Annotated in this window: 19 protein-coding genes; 10 read left to right on the forward strand and 9 right to left on the reverse strand. The window is 31.6% G+C overall.

From position 1 onward, the window contains the following. Window positions 1–75: 75 nt before the first annotated feature. The 4 genes from BLP68_RS02700 to BLP68_RS02715 all read right to left on the reverse strand — a co-directional run bounded on the left by BLP68_RS02700 (window position 76) and on the right by BLP68_RS02715 (window position 4,208). Window positions 76–384 carry a hypothetical protein gene (locus BLP68_RS02700; protein ID WP_091539716.1) on the reverse strand — a complete coding sequence of 103 codons (309 nt, stop codon included), beginning with the start codon at window positions 382–384 and terminating at the stop codon, window positions 76–78. A gap of 90 nt (window positions 385–474) precedes the next feature. After that, window positions 475–1,212, reverse strand: a complete 738-nt coding sequence (locus tag BLP68_RS02705) for an MBL fold metallo-hydrolase (protein WP_091539717.1) — start codon at window positions 1,210–1,212, stop codon at window positions 475–477. 95 nt (window positions 1,213–1,307) lie between these two features. Further along, on the reverse strand, window positions 1,308–2,585 hold the full coding sequence (locus BLP68_RS02710) for a tetratricopeptide repeat protein (protein WP_091539720.1): 1,278 nt from the start codon (window positions 2,583–2,585) through the stop codon (window positions 1,308–1,310). 180 nt (window positions 2,586–2,765) lie between these two features. After that, window positions 2,766–4,208: a TolB-like translocation protein gene (locus BLP68_RS02715; RefSeq protein ID WP_091539722.1), complete on the reverse strand. Its 1,443-nt coding sequence runs from the start codon at window positions 4,206–4,208 to the stop codon at window positions 2,766–2,768. 205 nt (window positions 4,209–4,413) lie between these two features. Here BLP68_RS02715 and BLP68_RS02720 point away from each other — a divergent pair, with 205 nt between their 5' ends. Further along, window positions 4,414–5,277, forward strand: a complete 864-nt coding sequence (locus BLP68_RS02720) for a ComEC/Rec2 family competence protein (protein WP_091539724.1) — start codon at window positions 4,414–4,416, stop codon at window positions 5,275–5,277. A gap of 80 nt (window positions 5,278–5,357) precedes the next feature. Here the strand turns inward: BLP68_RS02720 and BLP68_RS02725 are convergent, their stop codons facing one another. Next, the gene (locus BLP68_RS02725) at window positions 5,358–6,044 is read right to left on the reverse strand and encodes a hypothetical protein (RefSeq protein ID WP_091539727.1); all 687 of its coding nucleotides are present in this window, start codon (window positions 6,042–6,044) and stop codon (window positions 5,358–5,360) included. Next, complete coding sequence (locus BLP68_RS02730; RefSeq protein ID WP_091539728.1) at window positions 6,037–8,286, reverse strand: Eco57I restriction-modification methylase domain-containing protein; 2,250 nt, start codon at window positions 8,284–8,286, stop codon at window positions 6,037–6,039. The genes BLP68_RS02725 and BLP68_RS02730 overlap by 8 nt, the downstream gene beginning before the upstream one ends. A 280-nt stretch (window positions 8,287–8,566) precedes the next feature. Between BLP68_RS02730 and BLP68_RS02735 the strand changes: the two genes are divergently transcribed. Beyond that, window positions 8,567–9,238, forward strand: a complete 672-nt coding sequence (locus BLP68_RS02735; RefSeq protein WP_091539731.1) for a hypothetical protein — start codon at window positions 8,567–8,569, stop codon at window positions 9,236–9,238. Here BLP68_RS02735 and BLP68_RS02740 read toward each other — a convergent pair. Continuing rightward, the gene (locus BLP68_RS02740; RefSeq protein ID WP_091539733.1) at window positions 9,233–10,120 is read right to left on the reverse strand and encodes a hypothetical protein; all 888 of its coding nucleotides are present in this window, start codon (window positions 10,118–10,120) and stop codon (window positions 9,233–9,235) included. The genes BLP68_RS02735 and BLP68_RS02740 overlap by 6 nt on opposite strands. A gap of 246 nt (window positions 10,121–10,366) precedes the next feature. Here BLP68_RS02740 and BLP68_RS02745 point away from each other — a divergent pair, with 246 nt between their 5' ends. Then, the gene (locus BLP68_RS02745; protein ID WP_091539736.1) at window positions 10,367–10,813 is read left to right on the forward strand and encodes a hypothetical protein; all 447 of its coding nucleotides are present in this window, start codon (window positions 10,367–10,369) and stop codon (window positions 10,811–10,813) included. 17 nt (window positions 10,814–10,830) lie between these two features. On the opposite strand, the gene BLP68_RS02750 is transcribed toward BLP68_RS02745, so the two are convergent. Then, on the reverse strand, window positions 10,831–11,277 hold the full coding sequence (locus BLP68_RS02750) for a hypothetical protein (RefSeq protein WP_091539739.1): 447 nt from the start codon (window positions 11,275–11,277) through the stop codon (window positions 10,831–10,833). A 144-nt stretch (window positions 11,278–11,421) separates the two neighbouring features. Here BLP68_RS02750 and BLP68_RS02755 point away from each other — a divergent pair, with 144 nt between their 5' ends. Further along, window positions 11,422–12,420, forward strand: coding sequence for a hypothetical protein (locus BLP68_RS02755; protein WP_091539742.1), 999 nt, complete (start codon window positions 11,422–11,424; stop codon window positions 12,418–12,420). Between the two features lie 43 nt (window positions 12,421–12,463). After that, a complete protein-coding gene (locus BLP68_RS02760) occupies window positions 12,464–13,675 on the forward strand; it encodes an alanyl-tRNA editing protein (protein ID WP_091539743.1) in 1,212 nt (403 codons plus the stop codon). A 43-nt stretch (window positions 13,676–13,718) separates the two neighbouring features. Here the strand turns inward: BLP68_RS02760 and BLP68_RS02765 are convergent, their stop codons facing one another. Next, window positions 13,719–15,338 carry an amidohydrolase gene (locus BLP68_RS02765; RefSeq protein WP_091539746.1) on the reverse strand — a complete coding sequence of 540 codons (1,620 nt, stop codon included), beginning with the start codon at window positions 15,336–15,338 and terminating at the stop codon, window positions 13,719–13,721. A 146-nt stretch (window positions 15,339–15,484) separates the two neighbouring features. Between BLP68_RS02765 and BLP68_RS02770 the strand changes: the two genes are divergently transcribed. The 5 genes from BLP68_RS02770 (at window position 15,485) to BLP68_RS02790 (ending at window position 20,995) form a co-directional block, all read left to right on the forward strand. Continuing rightward, window positions 15,485–15,958, forward strand: coding sequence for a phosphatidylglycerophosphatase A family protein (locus BLP68_RS02770; protein ID WP_091539748.1), 474 nt, complete (start codon window positions 15,485–15,487; stop codon window positions 15,956–15,958). Window positions 15,959–16,089: 131 nt separating this feature from the next. Then, on the forward strand, window positions 16,090–17,622 hold the full coding sequence (locus tag BLP68_RS02775) for a spore germination protein (RefSeq protein WP_091539751.1): 1,533 nt from the start codon (window positions 16,090–16,092) through the stop codon (window positions 17,620–17,622). Between the two features lie 9 nt (window positions 17,623–17,631). Then, a complete protein-coding gene (locus tag BLP68_RS02780) occupies window positions 17,632–18,726 on the forward strand; it encodes a GerAB/ArcD/ProY family transporter (RefSeq protein ID WP_091539754.1) in 1,095 nt (364 codons plus the stop codon). Window positions 18,727–18,797: 71 nt separating this feature from the next. After that, complete coding sequence (locus BLP68_RS02785; protein ID WP_091539756.1) at window positions 18,798–19,892, forward strand: GerAB/ArcD/ProY family transporter; 1,095 nt, start codon at window positions 18,798–18,800, stop codon at window positions 19,890–19,892. Further along, complete coding sequence (locus BLP68_RS02790; protein WP_091539759.1) at window positions 19,889–20,995, forward strand: Ger(x)C family spore germination protein; 1,107 nt, start codon at window positions 19,889–19,891, stop codon at window positions 20,993–20,995. The genes BLP68_RS02785 and BLP68_RS02790 overlap by 4 nt, the downstream gene beginning before the upstream one ends. Window positions 20,996–20,999: the final 4 nt, after the last annotated feature.

Genomic DNA, 20,999 nt, shown 5'->3' on the forward strand with positions numbered 1-20,999 from the left:
TTATCTCCTCCAATCAGTTATTTGTTATTATACTAAAAAAATAGCAGAAAGTCATCTTTGACCTTCTGCATTGTTTTAAAGTTCTTTTTTACTGATTACTGAAAGATATCTATGGGGTGTCATTGTTTCATCAGTGTGGGTATTATCTTCATAATCTAGAAAAGCCCGAATATTAACCGAATGATTTTTAGAATCATGTTTTATTTTTATATCCTTCGGTCTACCATCATCTCTATGGTACTGTAAAAAAAGACTCATAATATTGTGGGCAGCTTCATCATTTACGTCTTCATAGATTTGTAAATATTCCTTTTCTGGTATTTCAAGGTACAAATCATATCCATTTTCTGTTCTGACTCGTCTTTCGAAAATACTATTAAGCAAGGCTATCACACCCCTTCATAATTATATGAATCAATAGTATTTTTACCAAAAGAACAATTAAATATTATACTACTAAAGGCGATTATATGATTATATATAGTATGCTTTACCTTCTTCTGCTATTTCAATTATATTTGGAAAAACTTCTCGTGCTTCTTGGAATATTTGATTAATATTTACAGGTGGAAAAATATGTGTTAGGATTATACGCCGTAGCTTTGCTTCTGTAGCCACTTCACCCACCTGCTTTGCTGAAAGATGAGGCGTTGTATCAGTCATATCCTTTTGTAGAATTCCTCCTTCACACAAAAACAAATCGCTCCCTTTAATATAATCAACCAGCTGTGGAAAATACTTAGTATCACCTGAATAAACCAGTTTTTTATTATTTTTTTCGAACACCATTCCATAGCATTCAACAGGATGATCAGTCTTAAAAAAAGAAATTTTTAAGCCCTTCAAATCAATTTTTAGGTCTTCATTAATAACATTTCTGGTGAAGGCCTGTTGATATGGTATTCTGTTATATTCTTCACTAGGACTAGCAGGAAGATAAAGATTAATAGGTTTTGTTATTTTTCCCATCATTTGTCCAATTCCAATTGCATATCGTAAAACTAATAAATCGCTCATATGATCAGGATGTAAATGACTGATAAAAATGCCATCCAATTGATTTAAATCATTACAATAGGAAAAAAAGCGAGAAATAACCCCATTACCACAATCGATTAGTATTTTAATATCTTGATCCTCCAATAAATATCCAGAACAAGCTCCCTTTGCCTTTGGATATGGTCCATAACAGCCCAGAACCGTCAACTTCATACAATTCACCTCTATGTTAACTCATTATTTAATGTGCTTTCCCTTGCCTTTTCTTTATTGTTAGTTATTATTAGCTTTTGCTTTCTTATATCTATTTACTCACTGACTTTAGTAATTATTATTTGCTTTAAAAATTTGATTGCCTCGTTTACAGGCTCATAGTTGGGCATAATTCTTCTGGCCTTATATAAATGCCATTTCGCCTTTTCATAATTCTCTAGCTGTGAGTAAATAATGCCTATTTGATAATGGGCATATCCATTTTCTGGGAACATATCAATTAATCTTTTGGTATGAAGAAGAGCCTTCTTTTCATCCTTAAGCTTATAAAGATATATTTGTGATAAACTTAGCAATGTATAGGAATCATCTGGAGATAGCTTAAGGGACTTTCCATAATACTTTATAGCTTCTTCATAATTTTCCAATTCAAAGTTTGTAGCTGCAATTCCATTATATAAATCAATGGTAAAATCATCTGCTTTTTTTATTTTTAACTTTTCCAGCGCTTTTTCATAGCAGTCTACAGCCTCATTATTACGCTCTAGTTCGTAAAGAACATCCCCCATAAGCTTCCAGAAGAAGGCATTTCCAGGTTGTTTTTCTATAACCTCTTTTAGATAGTCAACAGCATATTCATAATTTCCCAAATTGTTTAAGGCAATTATTAAATTGCTAATTAGAAACTTATTATTAGATTTTTTCTTTAATGCCTCTTCACAAATTTTTACTGCTTCTTCTTCCATCCCATTTATAATATAAAAACTACTCATATTAAGATATGGTTCTATAGAATCTGGCTGAAGCATCATGTGAATTTTTAAGCAGTTAATTGCTTTACCTAAATTATTTACTTCTTCATAATGATAAGCAAGCTCTTCAAAAATATAATAACGTTTATATTTTTTTAAGAAAAATGGATTATACTTTAATATTACCTTTAATGCATGATAGCACACATTATATCGGTTTGCTTTAAGGTGGCCTTTGGCTTCAATAAAAAATAATCTCCAATTATCATCCGAAGGATAATCTATATCCATTAACTTATATTTACTTGACCATTTACTCTCAAGCTCCATTGGCTTCATCTCTGTGATAGGATAAAAGACATTTTTATCAGTTATTAACGTATCTATTATCTTCATAAATGAATGATAAAGAGCTTTGCCATTTATACTTTTGTTAAAGATCAGTTCTATCCAGTAACCAGGAATTTGTTTATCACTGGTTTTAAACCTTAGTAATGAAATACCTGGTATTATTGGCGATATCAGTTTATTATCTTCTATAGTTATTTTCTCTACCTTAAACTGTTCTTTAATAAAATCTATTCTACTTTTTTTACTGGGAAAAAACAGACATAGTCTCATTATTGATGCCTCCCCTCTGAGTTAAGCCTGCACTTCTCTATATTTTACTATATGTTACGTGATTTGTTAACATAAATGAATTATTATTTTAAATTGAAAAAATAACTTTTTAAAAGTAAATAATTGAAAAGCCTTCATTATAAATATTAATGAATACTTTTCAACTTATATAAATATTTATTATTCTTTTTCAAATGAAATAATTACTACTTCTGTATCCTCTTTATCAAGATATATAGCTAGGCTTTTTAAATGATCAATATATTGTATTTTTTTAATTGGATAACGATTTTTAAACAAACAATAGCTATCTGTCACTTCAAGAATATAAACTGAATTGTTTTTCACATATAAAATCTTATCATTCAATTGAAGGATATGTATAGGTCCATTATTACCAATATCACCAAACTCAAATTCTTGAATATATTCATTAAGAATTTTCCCATTACCATCTAAGTCTACAACCTTAAAACTTGCCTCTCCATTACTTGTGGTGATTGTATACAGTAAATAATTCTCTTTTCGTAGTATCTGGTTTATATATGTTTTTATATCATTATCAATATAATCATCTCTATGGGTAATTAAACTTCTTCTTTTAAGACTCAGCATATGAATATCTGTCATAGATTCTTTACCGCTGGTAAAGATTAAAGTTTCATCATTCTGGGACCATTTAGGAGGACCTATTACATAGGTTGATTCCTCTAATTCTGTTAAAATACTAATACTACCTCTACCTCCTCTTTGATATAATCCTATTTTGTCAGATAAAAAAATAATATTGTTATTAATAGTGTATTGCAGAAATTCATTCACTTTATCTCTATACAAAAAAGCAATTGACTGCTCATTATTACTCCATCTAGGATATATTCCATAAATTAAATCATGTATTAGGGTACCTTTAGTGGAACCAAAGCTTTTAAAGCCTATGACTGTAGTTTCTTCTCTGACTTGAAAAGTTATAAAGCCTCCCTTTGGAGAAAATATAATGTCATCGTAAAAATATTCTGAGATAGAATTAATATCAATTACATCCTCTGTAAATTCCAATAAATTTCTATTATTGGCATTATAAACGTATAGCTTTTTATGAAGGCTATCAATAAAAGCGATCCTACTTTTGTCTTCACTAATCTTATATAAAAGTTCGGTTGATATGTTGTTGTTGACTAACTTATTTTCACCATCTATGTAGTGATACAAAATGAAATTTTGCCCTTCCTTTACAAAATACCATAATCCGCTGGATGCTGCTTCAATTTGCCTGATGCTATTGGATGAGATTTCCTCTTCATCTTGTATGGTTCCCTTTACTTCCCATTTCATCTCTGGCAAATCTAGCTCTATTAATTCACCAGTTATCTTATTTATAAGAAATAAATGTCCGTTATCCGCCCAGAGATGGATGTCATTATATAATCCACCTCTTATAATTAACCCTTCTTCAATTTTCTCTATATAGATTTCTTGCTTTTCTTCAATAATTTCATTGATAGTCATGGTGGCTTCTTCTGTATGTAATGGGGTATCATTAACCTGTGGTTTACTAGTACAACCTGTTAGCCCCAGCAAACTGACCATCAAAAGAACTATTATTTTTCTTTTTACTGTCATACTTTACCTCCATATTGTTTTTTATTAGTATTTCCAATACAGGTAATTTTTAACAATGTCTTAATTCTAATATATTCCTATATTCAGACTGTAAGTATAAAGCTAATAGAAAACCGATTTCTATATTTTTCTCTTTTGTTTTTTATAGGTTTTTTGTATGATTGAATTATGATTGAATAGAATTGAATAAAAGGAGTATTTCTAAATGAATAATAAGCTATTAAAAATAAGTTCAATAATTGTTGTGCTTTTATTCTTGTTAACAGGCTGTAGGCAAGAATCAAGGGACTCATATCTTAATGTACATGTTATAGATGTTGGTCAAGGTGATAGTATACTTATAACAACACCAGAAGGCAAATCTATTCTCATAGATGGTGGTGAAGCTAAGTATAGCAAGAATGTTATTGGATATCTGAAAAGGGAAAATGTTAGTAAGATAGATTTACTTATTGCAACACATCCCCATGCAGATCATATAGGTGGTTTAATAGATGTTATTGAAGCATTCGAGATTAAAGAGATTATTATGCCTCCTATTTCTCATACCAGTAAAACCTTTGAGAATCTATTAATTACAATACAAAATAAGGAGCTTCAAATTACACCAGCAACAGCGGGGCTCCAGTATCTAATTCAAGAGGATTTAAACTTTATTATATTAGGGCCTATTTACGATTATGGAGCAGACTTAAATAATTGGAGTGTTATTGCTAAATTAGATTATAAGGAAAAATCTTTCTTGTTTACAGGTGATATAGAATATAAGGCTGAAATGGATTTAATTAATTACTATGATAAAAGTTATTTAAAAAGCCACTTTTTAAAGGTTAGTCATCATGGAAGTAGTACTTCAACCCATAAAGATTTTTTACAGATAATAGCTCCTGATGTAGCAGTTATTAGTCTAGGTAACAATAATCCCTATGGTTTTCCCCATAGTGAGGTGTTAGAAAGACTTAATGCTAATAGAATTCTAATCTATAGAACCGATATTCAGGGGACATTGGTATTTACCAGTGATGGTTATGAAATTTGGACAAATCAAAAACCATCAAACTACAATTAGTAGTATTCAATGAGTAATGATTAATGAATAATGAGTAATGATAACAAAAAAAATCAAGAGTAAATAGTAAAATCTATTCCTTAGTCAATATTAAAAATATAGTTTTCAAATACATCCTTAGCCCATTTTTCTCCTAGGTAACGGCTAGTTGATTTATATCCATAATCTTCTTTATAGAACTTTTCACAGAATTCTTTAGTCCATAAAGATGCTTTTTGTGTTTCTTCCTCAGATGAAGGCTCTTCTATTTTTATTAACCCATTATGCCACACTTTGAATAGATCAAGTATGCTTTCATTGGCTTCATCTATTTCTGTGGTACGAACAAGACCATTAAAATTATTAATTATTATATCTTCTGCAAGGAATGATTGAGGCTTAAAGGAAGATAGTAGCATATGGGAATGATATTCATCTTCTTCTAATAGCTCAGTGATTTGCGCCAAAAGCTGTTTATCCTCCGGCTTATAAAATGCATAGTGGGTTAGTGTCAGCACCCGTTGAGGAGCGATTATAACCTGATATAAAAAAACGGGATAATCAGCAGAAGCCTCTGGATATGCTATGCCAAAATCATAATGATAAAGGTTTAATCCCTTAACAGTCAATGTAACAAACTTATTAATTCCCTTTCCTTTATATACATTTAGCCTTCCCTCTGAAAAGAGTTTTCTTTTATGCTTAATCTCTTTTGAGATATCAACAGGTGTAAGCCAGTCAATGGCATCAAAATGCTCTATCAATGGCAATTTAGCCTTTTTAATCATTTGTCTTCCTCCTATCTCTAACAAATTTCCTAATGGTTTCCCTCTCTTCGTCATTTAATTGATATAGTGAGAATATATTTTCATCGATAATTTTTAAATAATCTTCTAGCAATGAATCATCAAAATTATTATTGCATATTTTTTCAACAAATCTCTCTGTTTCTAATTTAAAGCTACTTTCACTGTAAACAATTGGAATTGCCTTTAGTGGTGTTGCATATAACTCCAGCTGCTCTCCCTTTCTTTTGCCCCTGTGAAATAGCCAGAAATACATAAGAGATGAATTAAGTATTCCTAATAGGTACATCAAAGATACATTATTATTTTTACTTATAAAATATACATCTGCACTGGCGTAAAAAGAACCTTTGTGATACGCAAATGTATTTTCCTTTGCCCGCTGTGGAGACACAATTTTTTCACCTTCAAATATATGTACTTGCCTTGGCCACTGCAAGGAATACCATTTTCTCACCTTGTTTTTTACCTCTCTACGTTCAATCAACTGACCTTTAAATCTAAGCAGATGCTGAAAAACATGTGGGTACTCTTCTATATTTTCAACATTATTATCGTTAATATATAATATTTTTAAATCGTTAGGCTTTACAATTGAATATTTTCTAATATTACTATTTTTATAAAAATCCTTAAGTAACGGCTTATACATTGGGCTGTCTAGCCCTTTCCTATGTATTTCTTCATTCTTTAGTACAAATATACCGGTGCTTATATCCTCCTGGATTTGTAATTTTTCTCCCCATTTTGAGTTTAATCTATCTGCACCACTTACTATTCCTTGATTGATGTTACATAGCTCTCCTAATGAATAATTAGCAGCCTTTTGTATTTTTTCAAAAATTTTATCCGTTAGCATCTCTCTGTTAATTAACATATTCCCATTATAATTATAAATCTGTCCTTGCTCCACAAGTAGTGTTCTTGATATGCCAGCTTCATTAACTTCATCCAATAAAACTTTTTCAATTATATCCATTTTTAGTTTTTTATTATTAAGACTTATGATTTCAATTCTTCTATTCTTATTAGGAAATTTTTCAGCTAAAAAAATTAAATTATGCTGCCCTTTAGCCTCCTTAAACAAATTTACCTCATTGAAATTAACTATCCATTTAAAGCTCATATGCTCCTTAAAGAAACATCTTAATTTAGCTGCACCATCAGCAGTTACGAAGTAATTGGTAGTTATAAACATCATAAAGCCTTTTGGCTTCAAAAGCTCATAGGCTTTATAAATGAAATAATAGAAATAGTCCATTTTACCTTCATAAAATCTATGACCAAAATTAGTTTTTTTGATATTATCAAAAATCTCTTTGTTGCCACGTTCGCCAATATATGGTGGGTTTCCTATCACAATGTCAAAGGAGTTATTAATAGCTCCACCATTAATATTTCTCAACTGTAGCCCATCAGCTTTAACAATATTCAACTTTATTTCATCTTCTATATAATTGTTTTCTTGTTTAAGCTCAATTAAAAATAATAATTTGCACAAAGCAACAGTATTTCCTTGAATATCGATACCGAAAATGCTCTCTTCCAGCAGCTTTCTTTTTATTTGCCAGACTTCTATTTCTATATTCAAGAAATCATATAAATTTTTAATTATTTTAGTCAACAGTTTCAATAGCTCTCTTAAAAAAACACCTCCACCACAGGCAATATCTATAACCCTAATGGATAATAGTTTTTCTAATAATATTTTCCCATATTGCTTCTCTATTGTAAGCTGCTTAGCCAATATAATATCTTTAATAGCAGTATCTTTAATAACAGCATCTCCAATATCAGTATCCTCAACAATGGCCTCCAATGTCTTGTAAACCATAATACTTACAATTGACTGAGGAGTATAGTAGGTTCCTGTATTAGATCGATGTTTTTCCATTAAAAGCCCCTCATAAAGGCTCTCTAATTCTTTTAAATCAATATGCTTTATGTCGCCGTAAGCATATTCATCCAAAAATGCAAAATCATTTAATTTATCATATATTTCTTGGGAAATATCACTGAATAGATTTGTATATCCTTCAAAATAAATACTATCATTTAATTGTTTTAGAAAACTACTTCGTGATATATTAGTAGTTCTTTGGGGTATGTATATATAATAAATATTTAAGTATATCCAAAGTAATTTTTCCGTATCAAGAAGCTGAACATCCTTCATTGAATCCTTTAAAAACTCTTTACAAGCTTCTTGGAATCTTCTGACCATTATATAACACCATCCATTAATAAAAGATTTTAAAAAAAACAGGTGAAGAAAAGTTCTTCACCTATTTCAATCACATATTTGGGCATTTACATGATTGAAGCTCCCAAACAAAATGTGTTTGTTGTGGGTAATTAAAATATTCTACAAAACATAATAAATCCCTGCCTGAATTTAAATATTTATAAAACAAGTATATTTTATTCTCATTAATTACTATCCTTTTTACGATAAATATATTAAGAGGATTATCATTCATAGTAATAATAAAGGTGGAATTGCGATGAAAAAAGTTTCTGCAGTAAACAACGATAGAATTAGAACGATGTATGTCGATAGGAAGGTATCAATAAAAAACGTTTCTAGCGTTTCTCCTATCGATGTAATTAAATCAACTGAAAACAATACATCCTCAGCCAATGAAAACTTTTTGCTCTTTACAAGCAGTTTATACGAGAATTTAATGGAGTTAAGGGAGCATTATAAGAAATTTTACCTTCATCAGCAAGAATTAGAGAATGTACTGGATAGCTTTAAGGAAAGCAAATATGATAATTCCCTTCATCAATTAATTCAACAGTTAGAGGAGTTGGTTGAAAAATATAATAAAGCCTTCTTAAGCTTGAAGTCATTTGAAGAAAAGCTAAATATTCAACAATTTAGCAAGTCAATAGTAGACACATTAATTAGCTATCAAATTCAATTGGATAATATTGGTATTGTCCTGCTGGATGATTTAATGTTATCCTTTAACCCCTCTATTCTTAGAGATAATTTAAGCTTCAATTCCGATTATATTTTCTTTCTATTTGATTACAAAAATGGCCTAATAAAAAAACTAATTAGAATTTTTAAAAGCATTAAGGCTACTGTTCCAACAGCAGCAAGTAATTATTTAAAGGAGCCCCATGTATCATCGTCACTTACGGGGCTACTTTTGGATAAAAAGCTATAATAGATCATCGATGGTTAGTTCTTCATCCTTCATATGTATAATATTTCCATTTAGTTGTTCTTCTAGTAGTTTTTTAATCTGATTTCTCTCATACTTACTATTACAAGCCACCTCCAGCTTATTACCTTGCAATGATATTTCTGCAATGATTTTTTTATTTTCCTTTAATAAATATATTTCAATACCATCATCGGTTTCTTGTACTGCATTAAGTTTGTCTAATATCTTTTTTGTTTGATTATAATCCTTTACAGCGTAATTACTCTGATATAAAGTTACATCTGCAGCTTGATTTTGAAAAGATAATAATCTATCAATTATCTTTAAGAGCTCAATTGAATGCTTTTTAAAATACTCTTCATAGGTTAAATAAGAATAATGTTTTTTTGCCATATCATAGTTCTCTACAACATATCCCACCAGCATTGTCTTAAACTGACAAGGTAATACAATGATATTGTTGCTAATAACGATACTCTCCTGGTCACTGGACAATCTGCATACAACCATATCGTGTTTTTCTACATCCTCTACGATATCTTGAAGTAAAACTGAATGAACAACGTGGGTAAAAAGATTTTTTAGCAATGCTTTATTATCAGACTTCTTAATAACCTCATAAATACTCAGAAATCCTTTTATTCCTGCCTCCACGTGGATTCTCTTATCATCATTCAATTCCTCTTTTTTTTGATGTAAAAACATTTCACCAAAGGATATTTTATCGGGCAACAAAAAATCATATGCTAACCAGTCGGCATACTGCTGTTGATTTTTTTTAACCTTATTAAAAAAATCTTCTTCAATTTCTTTTAGTAGCTTATTATCACAGTTATTATATGCAAATGAAATAATTTCTTCTGTTAATAAATCTATAGCCATTTAAATCATCCTTTCAAATATATACTGATTTGAATTATTGCCCTAATATTTTCCATAATACTGTCTATTTAATCAAATTCTTAATAAAACTACATAAAAAAGAAAAAAAGGATGGATTACTTAATATTCGTTTTCTATTTACGTTTTATTGAGATATTTGAAGGTTAGCTATGTTGTAAAAATTCCTTTCCCCATGTATCATTATACGTGATGACTGAAGAACCGACAAGCATGAGGAGGGTTATTTTGACAAAAGTTATCTCATTAAATGACTATCAATCAAGAAAAAGACATAAAATTCATTCGGGTAGTTGTATATACTTTAATGACATTAATGAGGGTATTAAAAATCTTGCATTAAAAGATAAAGAGCTTATTTTTAGAAACATAAAGTATTACTATAACCATCAATATACTCAATATATCAAACGAAACAATACATCAGGCGATTATTCTTTTCAGAGCTATTTGTCTAATAAGTTAAATATATTGCAACCCTTTCGAATTAATCATGGGATTGATTTCGCAAGTGAATATGCCTATAGCGACATAAGTATAAATGATTGGAAAAACATTTCTGATATTGTTGTTCGTATAAGCTTAAACCATACCTTAGGTATAATACAGGAACAGCTAGACCCACTTCATCTTGCTCAACAGTACTCTTGGGAAAAAGTTCAGGTGGATTTATAAAACCTTAGATATTTGATCTAAGGTTTTTTGTGTTTTGACAACACTAAATTGTTTATTTTAATGTCTGCTTCCTCAATACTTTTTTTCACCTTTTCATACAATATAACAGTTTCTTTAGGTAGCTTCCGTCCTTTAGCCTGTTCCTTTTCAATATAATAATAGTTCACGTTTTTTATAAACTCAATATCACTTTTAAGATACGTATCACTAGCCATAATTAAAGGCATATATCTCTTTACTTCGGTTTTACTTGGCACATCTTTAAATCTACCCATTCTGCTGATTTCTTCATTAATATTTAATATAAAAGAAATAATGATACCCTTCTCAGTAACTTCATTGTTGTAGTTAACTAGGTTCCCAAACAGTCTTTGAAACCATCTATATTCATTTGATTCCAACTTCACCTTAAAAACTATGTCTATACTAAACTGCAAACCGCTTTGTGCAATTATTCCCTTCATGTACTCAACCTTCCCTTTATGATATTTACCATTATAACAGAAATACTGACTTCTTTTAATCTTTTTTACTTGTTATTTTTATATCATAATAATATTCTAAAATAGTTTGTCATTAGTATACATATATTTTATTGAGGTGATTCTGTGAAAAAGTATATTTTTGTACCTATACTATTAGTAATAGCCTTCTTTAACTTTCTTCTATTCAATTTCTTTTTTCATACACCAAATGCATTAAAGACTTTTCAACACTTTACATCCGTTAATTATAAAATACCCCTGCAGCTTTTGGAAGATTTACAAGGAGAAAAAGGAGAAATGGCTAAGGAAATCATAATAGATACTACTCTTACGACTATAGAATATAACAAATGGAAAGATTACATAAACTATATCGATATGTATACCTATGTGGAAAAAGTATTACCTGGTGATGATGAAGAACTAATAGTTGTATTAAATCTCTCTAAAGATATTTCTGTTGCGGTGATTTTTGTACTAGTAGGAAATGAATATGTCTATCATAGTCACATTGAAAACTTAGTTCCTGTTGAAAAAGTTGAATTTCTTAGTTTTCCATCCCATGACTATAAAATGATGATCATCTATCAAGTCCTAGATGAACGCTTCGGTGGTTTTTTTTATGAAGCCTTTCTTGATATATATTGCTATATATCTGATGATTTCAAAAAAACATGGCAAAAAACCCTATATTATGAAGAAGTCTTCAATGATGGCTGGATTAATCCGGAAGGTAAGGAAAGCTTATGGAACAAAGTCATAGAGGATACCGCTATTGATTTCACCAGCAATGGCTTAGTTAAAGTAAATACAATTACTACATTAAGTAAATACACTGCTGAGTCAAAAACCTTTCCGAAGGAAAATGACTTTTCATTATCCGAAAAAAAATCCTACCAGCAATCATATTACTGGAGCGATGAATATAATTATTTTATTCTTGGAGAGCTTACACAATCAGAATTCATTTCAAAGGCAGGTATTGTTGAAGATATGGAAATTTCAATAAATGTGTTCTATAACATTGAAAACTCCAACTATAAAATGATTAGCCCTATAGGTGAAATTTTCTATCTGCAAAAAAAAAGATTTAAAGGTATGTTTGAAACTTTATTTCAGTGATATAATCATAGATAGTAAATTAGTAAAATATGGGGTGAAGCAATTGACAAGAAAACTTTTTTGGGAAGATCCTTATTTAGCAAGTTTTAGTACAACCATTGTTTCTATTAATGATGATGTAGAAAATGCTGGGTCATACTTAGTTGAACTGGCAGAAACAGCCTTTTATCCTGAGGGAGGAGGACAGCCCTGGGATGAAGGTCAGATAGGAGACGCTAATGTAACTTACGTATTCGAAAAGAATGATAAAATTTATCATAGAGTTGACATACTGCCTACAAAAAAAGAACAGGTGGAGTGTAAAATAAACTGGGAAAGACGCTTTGATTTTATGCAACAGCATTTAGGACAGCATATTCTTTCTTCTAGATTCCATAAGCTGTTTAATGCCCGAACAATTGGTTTTCATTTGGGTAAGGATACTGTAACAATCGATTTGCTAAAGGACTCCTTCACAGTTGAAGAATTTCAAAGGGTAGAGGAAGAAGCTAATCATATTATTCATTTAAACTTACCTGTATTCTCCCTTTATCCTTCAGATGAAGAACTGGATAGCCTTCCCTTAAGGAAGGCACCAAAAGTTGAAGATAATATTCGACTGGTGGAGGTAAAAAACACTGACTACTCACCATGTGGTGGAACACACCCAAGCAGAACTGGTGAAGTAGGTATAATAAAAATAAGAAAATGGGAAAAAATGAGGGGAAATGTTAGAGTTGAATTTGTATGTGGTTTAAGGGCTGTGATGGATTCTTGGGGAAAATACCAACAATTTAATTCCATTACAAATCTATTGTCAGTTGGTGATACAGAGGCCTTCGAGGCAGTGGAAAAAATCCATGCTGATAATAAGCGTATGAATAAACAGCTAAACCAATTAAAAAAATCGCTACTTGAATACCAAATAAAGGATTATTATAGTAGCGCAGACAAAATTAAAGATTATTCTTTGGTTGTAAAAGTTTTTGACAATGTCGATATGAAGTATCTACAACAGGTGGCATCTTTATTGAATCAATATCCTAAAACAATAGCCCTTCTTGCTGCAAGAAATGACAAAGCACAGGTTGTATTTACCCGCTCTAAGGAATTGAAAATCGATATAAACCAGTTGTTTAAAGAGGTGATTTCTTTAATCGATGGCAAAGGTGGCGGTAGCGAGGTAACAGCCCAAGGGGGAGGAAGTAATATATCTAATCTGGAGGGGCTAATGGATGCAGCTGTTTTAAAGCTAAAGCATGAATACATAAAATAAGAAGAGTCTAACGACTTTTCTTATTTTATGTTTATTATTTATTTTATTTCATATACTTTTTTTCTCCGCCTACATATGTTGCCTTAATCTTTATATCCTTAAGCTCTATAGGTAATATTTCTTTTATATCCCTGTCAATTACTATAAAATCTGCTAAATATCCAGTTTTTATTTTTCCTTTAAGGTTTTCCTCAAAGGTTGCGTAGCTGCTACCAACAGTATAGATTTCTATAGCTTCATCTACAGATAAGCACTCTTCTGGATACCACCCGCCTTCAGGTTTAGACTCCATATCCATTCGTGTTACAGCAGCATATATACCTAAAAATGGATTGAAGGATTCAATGGGACAATCAGATCCACCTGCAGCCACAACACCTTTCTCCAGCATAGTTTTCCAATTGTAGCTATCCCTTGCCCTCTTGTCACCTATCCTAGCCGGTACCATTTTCATATCTGTCATTAAGAAGCTGGGTTGAATATCAGCTATAACATTTAGCTCCTTCATCTTGTCAATAATTTTCTTATTGGTAATTTGACAATGTATTAATCTTGAACGATGATTCTTTTCTCCATTTCCAAAGAATTTATCAAATATTTCTAATAGCTGGTTCATTGCCCCATCACCAATTGCATGTACTGCCAGCTGCAAACCATTATCTGCTGCTAACCTTAATAGAGCTTCTAATTTATTATTATCATAAATAAGTATTCCACGGTTCTCTTCATCTCCCTCGTATGGTTCTTCCAATGCAGCAGTTTTTCCACCTAAAGAACCATCTGCCAATACCTTTAAAGGACCATATTTTAAATAACTATTTCCCATTCCTGTATGAATGTTAAGGTCTGAAAACTCCTTAAGCTCTTCTATTGTTAAGAGCATTTGAAGATTTATTCGTAAGTCAAGGTCACCCTCCTCATATAGCTCTTTATAAGCCTTTAGGACCTTTTTGTAGCTACCTACATGTTTAAAATCATCAGTCTGAATTGATGTCAAACCCACCATCAAGGCATCATTTATTCCGGATTTTATTAGTTGTTTAATCTGTTCAACATCCTGCGGCATTGGAATCATATTGTATGGTAACAGCAAGGCATTTTCCCTTAATATACCTGTAGCTTCTCCACTTGCATCACGATCAATCTTCCCACCATCAGGGTCCTTAGTTTCTGAGTTTATATTTGCTAACTCCAGTGCTTTACTATTTACAGCTGCAATATGATAGCACGCTCTAGATAAAAATATTGGTCTATCACTACATATTTCATCCAAAAACTCTCTTGTGGGATACCTTCTATCATTGAAATTTTCGTCATTCCAGCCATGCCCTACAATCCATTCACCAAAAAACTGTTCCTCACTATCCAAATAGGATAGTATTGCTTCTCGTAAATCTTCCAAGGATTTGCAGCCTCGTAAATCAACTTTTTTTGTTGATAAAGCATAGCTGATCAAATGCATATGACTATCATTCATACCTGGAAGTATTGTTTGATTATTTAAATCCACAATTTCGGTATTTTCATCTGCTAAGGCCATGATTTCTTCATTGGTTCCTACCTTATTGAAAACATCTCCCTCCACCAAGAAGGCTTCAGCTGATGGCTTTTCTTTACTCATTGTTATAACTTTTCCATTAATAAATATAGTTTTTCTGTCCACTTAAATCCCTCCAATTATTACTAATACCATAATACTAACATACTTTATTGTTCATTTGAATAATTAACATATTTTGTAGAATACTTTTCTTTATGATATATTTAATATACTCGTATACATAAGCTTATTTAAAGGAGGGAATTAAAATGAAGAGTATAGTTGTAAATATGTTAAAGGATAGGGGCGTTACCCTAGAGGATATGGCAGAGCTGGTTTTTGAGTTGCAGAAAAAATATCTACCCGTCACCATGGCTGCTTGCCTATATAATATTGAAAAGGTCCTGGACAAGAGGGAAGTTCAAAATGCAATCTTAACGGGTATTCAATTGGATAAGCTGGCAGAAGCAGAGCTTATAGAAGAGCCATTATTAAATATGCTAAAAAATGATGATTCACTCTATGGTATCGATGAAATTTTAGCCTTGAGTATTACAAATATTTATGGCTCTATAGGATTCACAAACTTTGGCTATTTGGATAAAGTAAAGCCTGGTATCATAGGCTCTATAGATAAAAAACAGGAGGGTCAGGTAAATACCTTTCTAGATGACTTAATTGCTGGAATTGTTGCCGCAGCCTGTTCAAGGATGGCCCATTCAGAAGATCCACATCAAGAGTAGAATTTTCTATTGAATTAATTGAATAAAGTTTTTAAATAAAGGTAAAGTCCTATCTAGGGCTTTATTTTTTTACATAAAACCTTAACTATTATCAATACTATTAGTAGGTCTATTTAAAAGAGGTGGTTGTTATGAAGCAAAAGGAACCTTCTACAGACAGCAAAGAAATACTAAGTAAACTAAATTTAGAAAACTTATACATAGATGCAAGCCTTCAATATAACATCGATCATCTGAAAATTATTCTAGAAGGCTGTACTGATGTTGTTTATAGGGAAATAACTTTGTCTAGAGCTGATACACAACTGAAATGCCTTCTGCTCTTTACCGATGGATTAGTTGATTCTTTAAATATTAATGAAAATATAATTAAACCCTTGAATAGTATTTATAAATTCAACGTTGCTCCTTTTTGTGATGAAAAAATTACATTAGAGAGTATAACTGATTATATTAATATTAATGAATTTGAAAAAATTAAAAACTATAAAGAAATTATAGATGGAATCTTTTCTGGTGATACTGTTTTAATGCTTCAGGGTTTTAATGAGGCGTTAATGTTGAATACAAAAGGCTGGGAGGCCCGAAGTCTTGAAGAACCAGCTGCTGAAAGTCTAATTAGAGGCCCACGGGAGGGATTTACGGAAAGTTTTCGTACCAACACTGGCTTAATCCGAAGAAAATTGAAGGACCCTAAGCTAAAAATTAAAGAGCTGACTATTGGAAGCAGGACTAATACTTCAGTTGGAGTTCTTTATATGGAGGATATTGTTAATAAAGATGCTTTAGATGAAGTTATTCAAAAGCTTCAAGAAATAAAAATTGACGGTATTTTTGAAAGTGGGTATCTAGAGCAGTTCCTTGAGAATAACACTTACTCACCCTTCCCTCAATTACAGGTTACAGAGCGCCCCGACAAGGTCTGTGGTAATCTGTTGGAGGGAAGGATTGCTATCTTGACAGATGGAGCCCCGCAGGCATTAATTTTACCAATAAGCTTTTTTCAGCTATTTCAGTCACCAGAGGACTATAATGAAAGATATATGTTTGGTAATTTGACTAGATGGTTACGGTATATTGGTTTTTTTATTGCCACCTCTTTTCCATCAATATATGTGGCATTAATCTCCTTCCATCAGGAAATGATACCAGCAGACTTAATGCTGGATTTGGCTAAAACAAGGACACAGGTCCCCTTTCCACCTGTTGTTGAAGCAATTTTGATGGAACTAACAATAGAATTCCTTAGGGAGGCTAGTGCCAGACTTCCCAGAACAATCGGCCAGACCATAGGTATTGTTGGAGCAATAGTTATTGGAGATGCAGCTGTTAGGGCTAATCTTGCCAGCCCAGCGATGGTTATTGTCGTAGCCATAACTGCAATAGGCAGCTATGTAATGCCCCACTATAGCACCACCTATCCACTAAGGTCAATACGCTTTCCAATGATTTTTATGGCTGCTACCTTTGGAGCCTTTGGAATTATCGTTACCTGGATATGGATTATTATTCATTTATGCTCTTTAGATTCCTTAGGTTATCCATATTTGTCTCCACTGGCACCATTAAACGATGATTTACTTAATGATGTGCTTATAAGAAGACCCCTATGGAAAATAAGACGACGTCCAAAAACATCTAACAAAAATTCCTATAGATGGTAGGTGCTATATTTGTATCAAAAAAACTATAATGGGGAAATTACTTCTATACAAGCCTATATTATGATAATTAGTATTATGATTGGTAGTGGCATTCTTGGTCTTGCCAGAGAAGTTGCCGAGATATCTCAACAGGATGCATGGATATCGGTATTAGTAAACGGTATATTTGTAAGTATCATTATGAGTATTATAGTCTTTACCATAAGAAATTTTCCCGGGCATAATTTTTTTCAGTACACATCAATTTTGTTAAGTAAGCCAATAGCCTATATTATTACAGTAATATATATTATATATATTGCTATATTCAGCGGAATTAGCATACGCTTTTTAGTAGAAATGATATCTACATGGTTTCTTCCAAAAACACCTATATTTGTAGTAAGCCTTATTATAGTTATTACTACTGTCTATATGACTATGCATGGTTTGACAACTCTGGCACGATTTAATGAAGTAATTATAATAATGCTAATTCCCTTTACTCTGTTGGTTTTAGTGGGGCTTCCTGAAATGGAATTTATTAATTTACGACCTATTGGCGGCAGTGGAATAAAATCCATAATGCTGGGTGTGCCTCCTACTTTTTATGCCTTTAGTGGTTTTGAATCCATACAAATTTATTATCCATATATATCCAACAAACAAAAGCCCTTTTTGAAATATTCTGTTCTTTCCATTTTTCTTGTTACTTTTATATATACTATTACTGTGTTATCTCAAATTGCTTTATTTGGAGTACAGGGGTTAGAGAGAGTTTTATACCCATCAATTAATTATTTAGGTGCTGTAGATTTTCCATTAATTGAACGTATGGAAATTTTCTTTACTATATTCTGGATATTTACTGTTTTTTCTACTATTGGGTTAATGTATTTTTCTGGATGTATTCTACTTCAAAATGTTTTTACCACAAAGAACACTCGTTTTTTTTCTTTTTTGTTGGCACCAATAGTATTTTTTTCATCTTTGTATCCTAAAAATACTGCTCAAGTTGTGGATATTGGTGATATAGATGGTAAAATCGTTATTTTTTTAGGATTTGCCTTACCGATTTTATTATTTATAAGCTTTTTAATTAGAAAAAAGGTGGGTAAGCTATAGAAATGCTGCACGTTGGTTTATATGAAGACACCTATAAATATCGGAAAAATATATAGAGGTAGGTGCTATATTTGTATCAAAGAAACTATAATGGAGAAATAACTTCTACACAAGCCTATATTATGATAGTTAGTATTATGATTGGTACTGGAATTCTTGGTCTTTCAAGAGCAGTTGCCGAGATATCTCAGCAGGATGCATGGATATCTGTATTAATAAACGGTATATTTGTAAGTATAATTATGGCTATTATAGTCTTTACCATAAGAAATTTTCCCGGACAAAATTTTCTTCAGTACACATCAATTTTGCTAAGTAAGCCCATAGCCTATATTATTACTTCAATACATATTATATATCTCGTTATTTTCAGCGCAACTGCCACACGTTTTTTAACAGAAATGATATCTACATGGTTTCTTCCAAAAACACCTATATTTGTAGTAAGCCTCATTATAGTTATTACTACTGTCTATATGACTATGCATGGTTTGACAACTCTGGCACGATTTAATGAAGTAATTGTATTTATGCTAATTCCCTTTACTATGTTGGTTTTTGTGGGGCTTCCTGAAATGGAATTTATTAATTTACGACCAATTGGCGGTAGTGGAATAAAATCCATAATGCTTGGTGCTATTCCTTCCTTTTACGCCTTTGGTGGTTTTGAATCAATACTTGTTTATTATCCATATATATCCAATAAACAAAAGCCCATTATAAAGTATTCTGTTCTTTCCATTTTACTTGTTACTTTTATATATACTATTACTGTAATATCTCAAATTGCTTTATTTGGAGTACAGGGGTTAGAGAGAGTATTATACCCATCAATTAATTATTTAAGTGCTGTTGATTTTATATTAATTGAACGTATGGAAATTTTCTTTACTATATTCTGGATATTTACTGTTTTTTCCACTGTTTCTTTAATGTATTTAGCGGGATGTATTTTGCTTCAAAATGTTTTTACTACTAAAAACACTCGCTTTTTTACTTTTTTATTGGCACCAATAGTACTTTTTTTATCTATGTACCCTAAAAATACTGTTGAGGTTGTAAGTATTGGCGACATGGTTGGTAAAGCTGTTATCTTTGTAGGATTTGGCTTACCAATAATATTATTTATAAGCTTTTTAATTAGAAAAAAGGTGGGGAAGCTATGAAAAAAATACTAAAGCTTACTATTATTTTTTTAATGCTTATACTTTTTACCTCCTGCTGGGATTCTAGAGATTTGGAGGAATTATTACTAGTTTATGGTATAGGCTTTGATATCAATGAAAATAATCCGGAAGAATACGTGATAACCATTGGTTTTCCAACTATAATAGAGGATGCTCCAGAAAGCAAGCATGAGTTTTCAGTAATTGCTCCCTCCTTCGGTAGTGGGAAAACTCAATTACAAAATGTTGTATACCGTGAAATTTCCTATGGTAATGTTAGAATAATTGTTTTCAGTGAGGATGTTGCACGCCTTGGAATTTACCCCCACGTTGATGCAATGCTGAGGGAACCAATTTTCAATGGTACAACGAGATTTGCAGTGGTTAACACCCGAGCAGAAGAACTGCTTAAGCTAAAGCCCCCGGTTGCATTACTTGTAAGCACATTTATTTATGATTCTATTGAGCAGGGACATCGTACTACTACTGTTCCCTTTACTACATTAAGGAATTTTAATAATGAGTTATTCAACGATGGTATTGAGCCTTCTATACCCTATGTATGCCTAGGTGAAAAAGATTTTGAGCTAAAGGTAGAATGTATAGCTCTATTTAAAGGGGATCGTATGGTGCACCTATTGAAAGGCGAAAATAGCACAGCCTTTATGCTTTTAAAGGGAGAGATCAATGAAGGATTCATTCATGCCTCATATGAAAATGAAGATAAGGAAGAACATATATCGATAGTATTAAAGGGTGGAACCTCAAAAATTAAAACAAGAGTTGAAGGTTCTAGGCTTTATATTGATCAAGAAATTAAAATTAACAGTTCTCTGGCTGAATACACTGGCAAGGAGACTGTTTTCGATGAAGCTATAATAAAAAAACTAGAATCAATAGTAACTGAGTATTATAAAGATGTTATGCAGGAAACCTTAAGTATTCTACAGGAGCTAGAATGCGATAACATTGGATACGGTAGATATGTTAAGGCTAATCACCCAGATATTTTTAATGCAGAGACTTGGAATGAGGATTTTGCTGAAGCAATTATTACAGCACACCCAACAGTTAGTATAAGGAGTGTTGGTGTATCCCATTAAAATT

Origin of the sequence: Alkaliphilus peptidifermentans DSM 18978, assembly GCF_900101495.1 — a bacterium.
GTDB classification, from domain to species: domain Bacteria; phylum Bacillota; class Clostridia; order Peptostreptococcales; family Natronincolaceae; genus Alkaliphilus_C; species Alkaliphilus_C peptidifermentans.

Excerpts from the sequence above, each read along its gene's own strand:
- BLP68_RS02705 (WP_091539717.1), bottom strand. The coding sequence starts at position 1,212 with ATGAAGTTGACGGTTCTGGGCTGTTATGGACCATATCCAAAGGCAAAG.
- BLP68_RS02710 (WP_091539720.1), bottom strand. The coding sequence starts at position 2,585 with ATGAGACTATGTCTGTTTTTTCCCAGTAAAAAAAGTAGAATAGATTTT.
- BLP68_RS02715 (WP_091539722.1), bottom strand. The coding sequence starts at position 4,208 with ATGACAGTAAAAAGAAAAATAATAGTTCTTTTGATGGTCAGTTTGCTG.
- BLP68_RS02720 (WP_091539724.1), top strand. The coding sequence starts at position 4,414 with ATGAATAATAAGCTATTAAAAATAAGTTCAATAATTGTTGTGCTTTTA.
- BLP68_RS02725 (WP_091539727.1), bottom strand. The coding sequence starts at position 6,044 with ATGATTAAAAAGGCTAAATTGCCATTGATAGAGCATTTTGATGCCATT.
- BLP68_RS02730 (WP_091539728.1), bottom strand. The coding sequence starts at position 8,286 with ATGGTCAGAAGATTCCAAGAAGCTTGTAAAGAGTTTTTAAAGGATTCA.
- BLP68_RS02735 (WP_091539731.1), top strand. The coding sequence starts at position 8,567 with ATGAAAAAAGTTTCTGCAGTAAACAACGATAGAATTAGAACGATGTAT.
- BLP68_RS02740 (WP_091539733.1), bottom strand. The coding sequence starts at position 10,120 with ATGGCTATAGATTTATTAACAGAAGAAATTATTTCATTTGCATATAAT.
- BLP68_RS02750 (WP_091539739.1), bottom strand. The coding sequence starts at position 11,277 with ATGAAGGGAATAATTGCACAAAGCGGTTTGCAGTTTAGTATAGACATA.
- BLP68_RS02770 (WP_091539748.1), top strand. The coding sequence starts at position 15,485 with ATGAAGAGTATAGTTGTAAATATGTTAAAGGATAGGGGCGTTACCCTA.
- BLP68_RS02775 (WP_091539751.1), top strand. The coding sequence starts at position 16,090 with ATGAAGCAAAAGGAACCTTCTACAGACAGCAAAGAAATACTAAGTAAA.
- BLP68_RS02790 (WP_091539759.1), top strand. The coding sequence starts at position 19,889 with ATGAAAAAAATACTAAAGCTTACTATTATTTTTTTAATGCTTATACTT.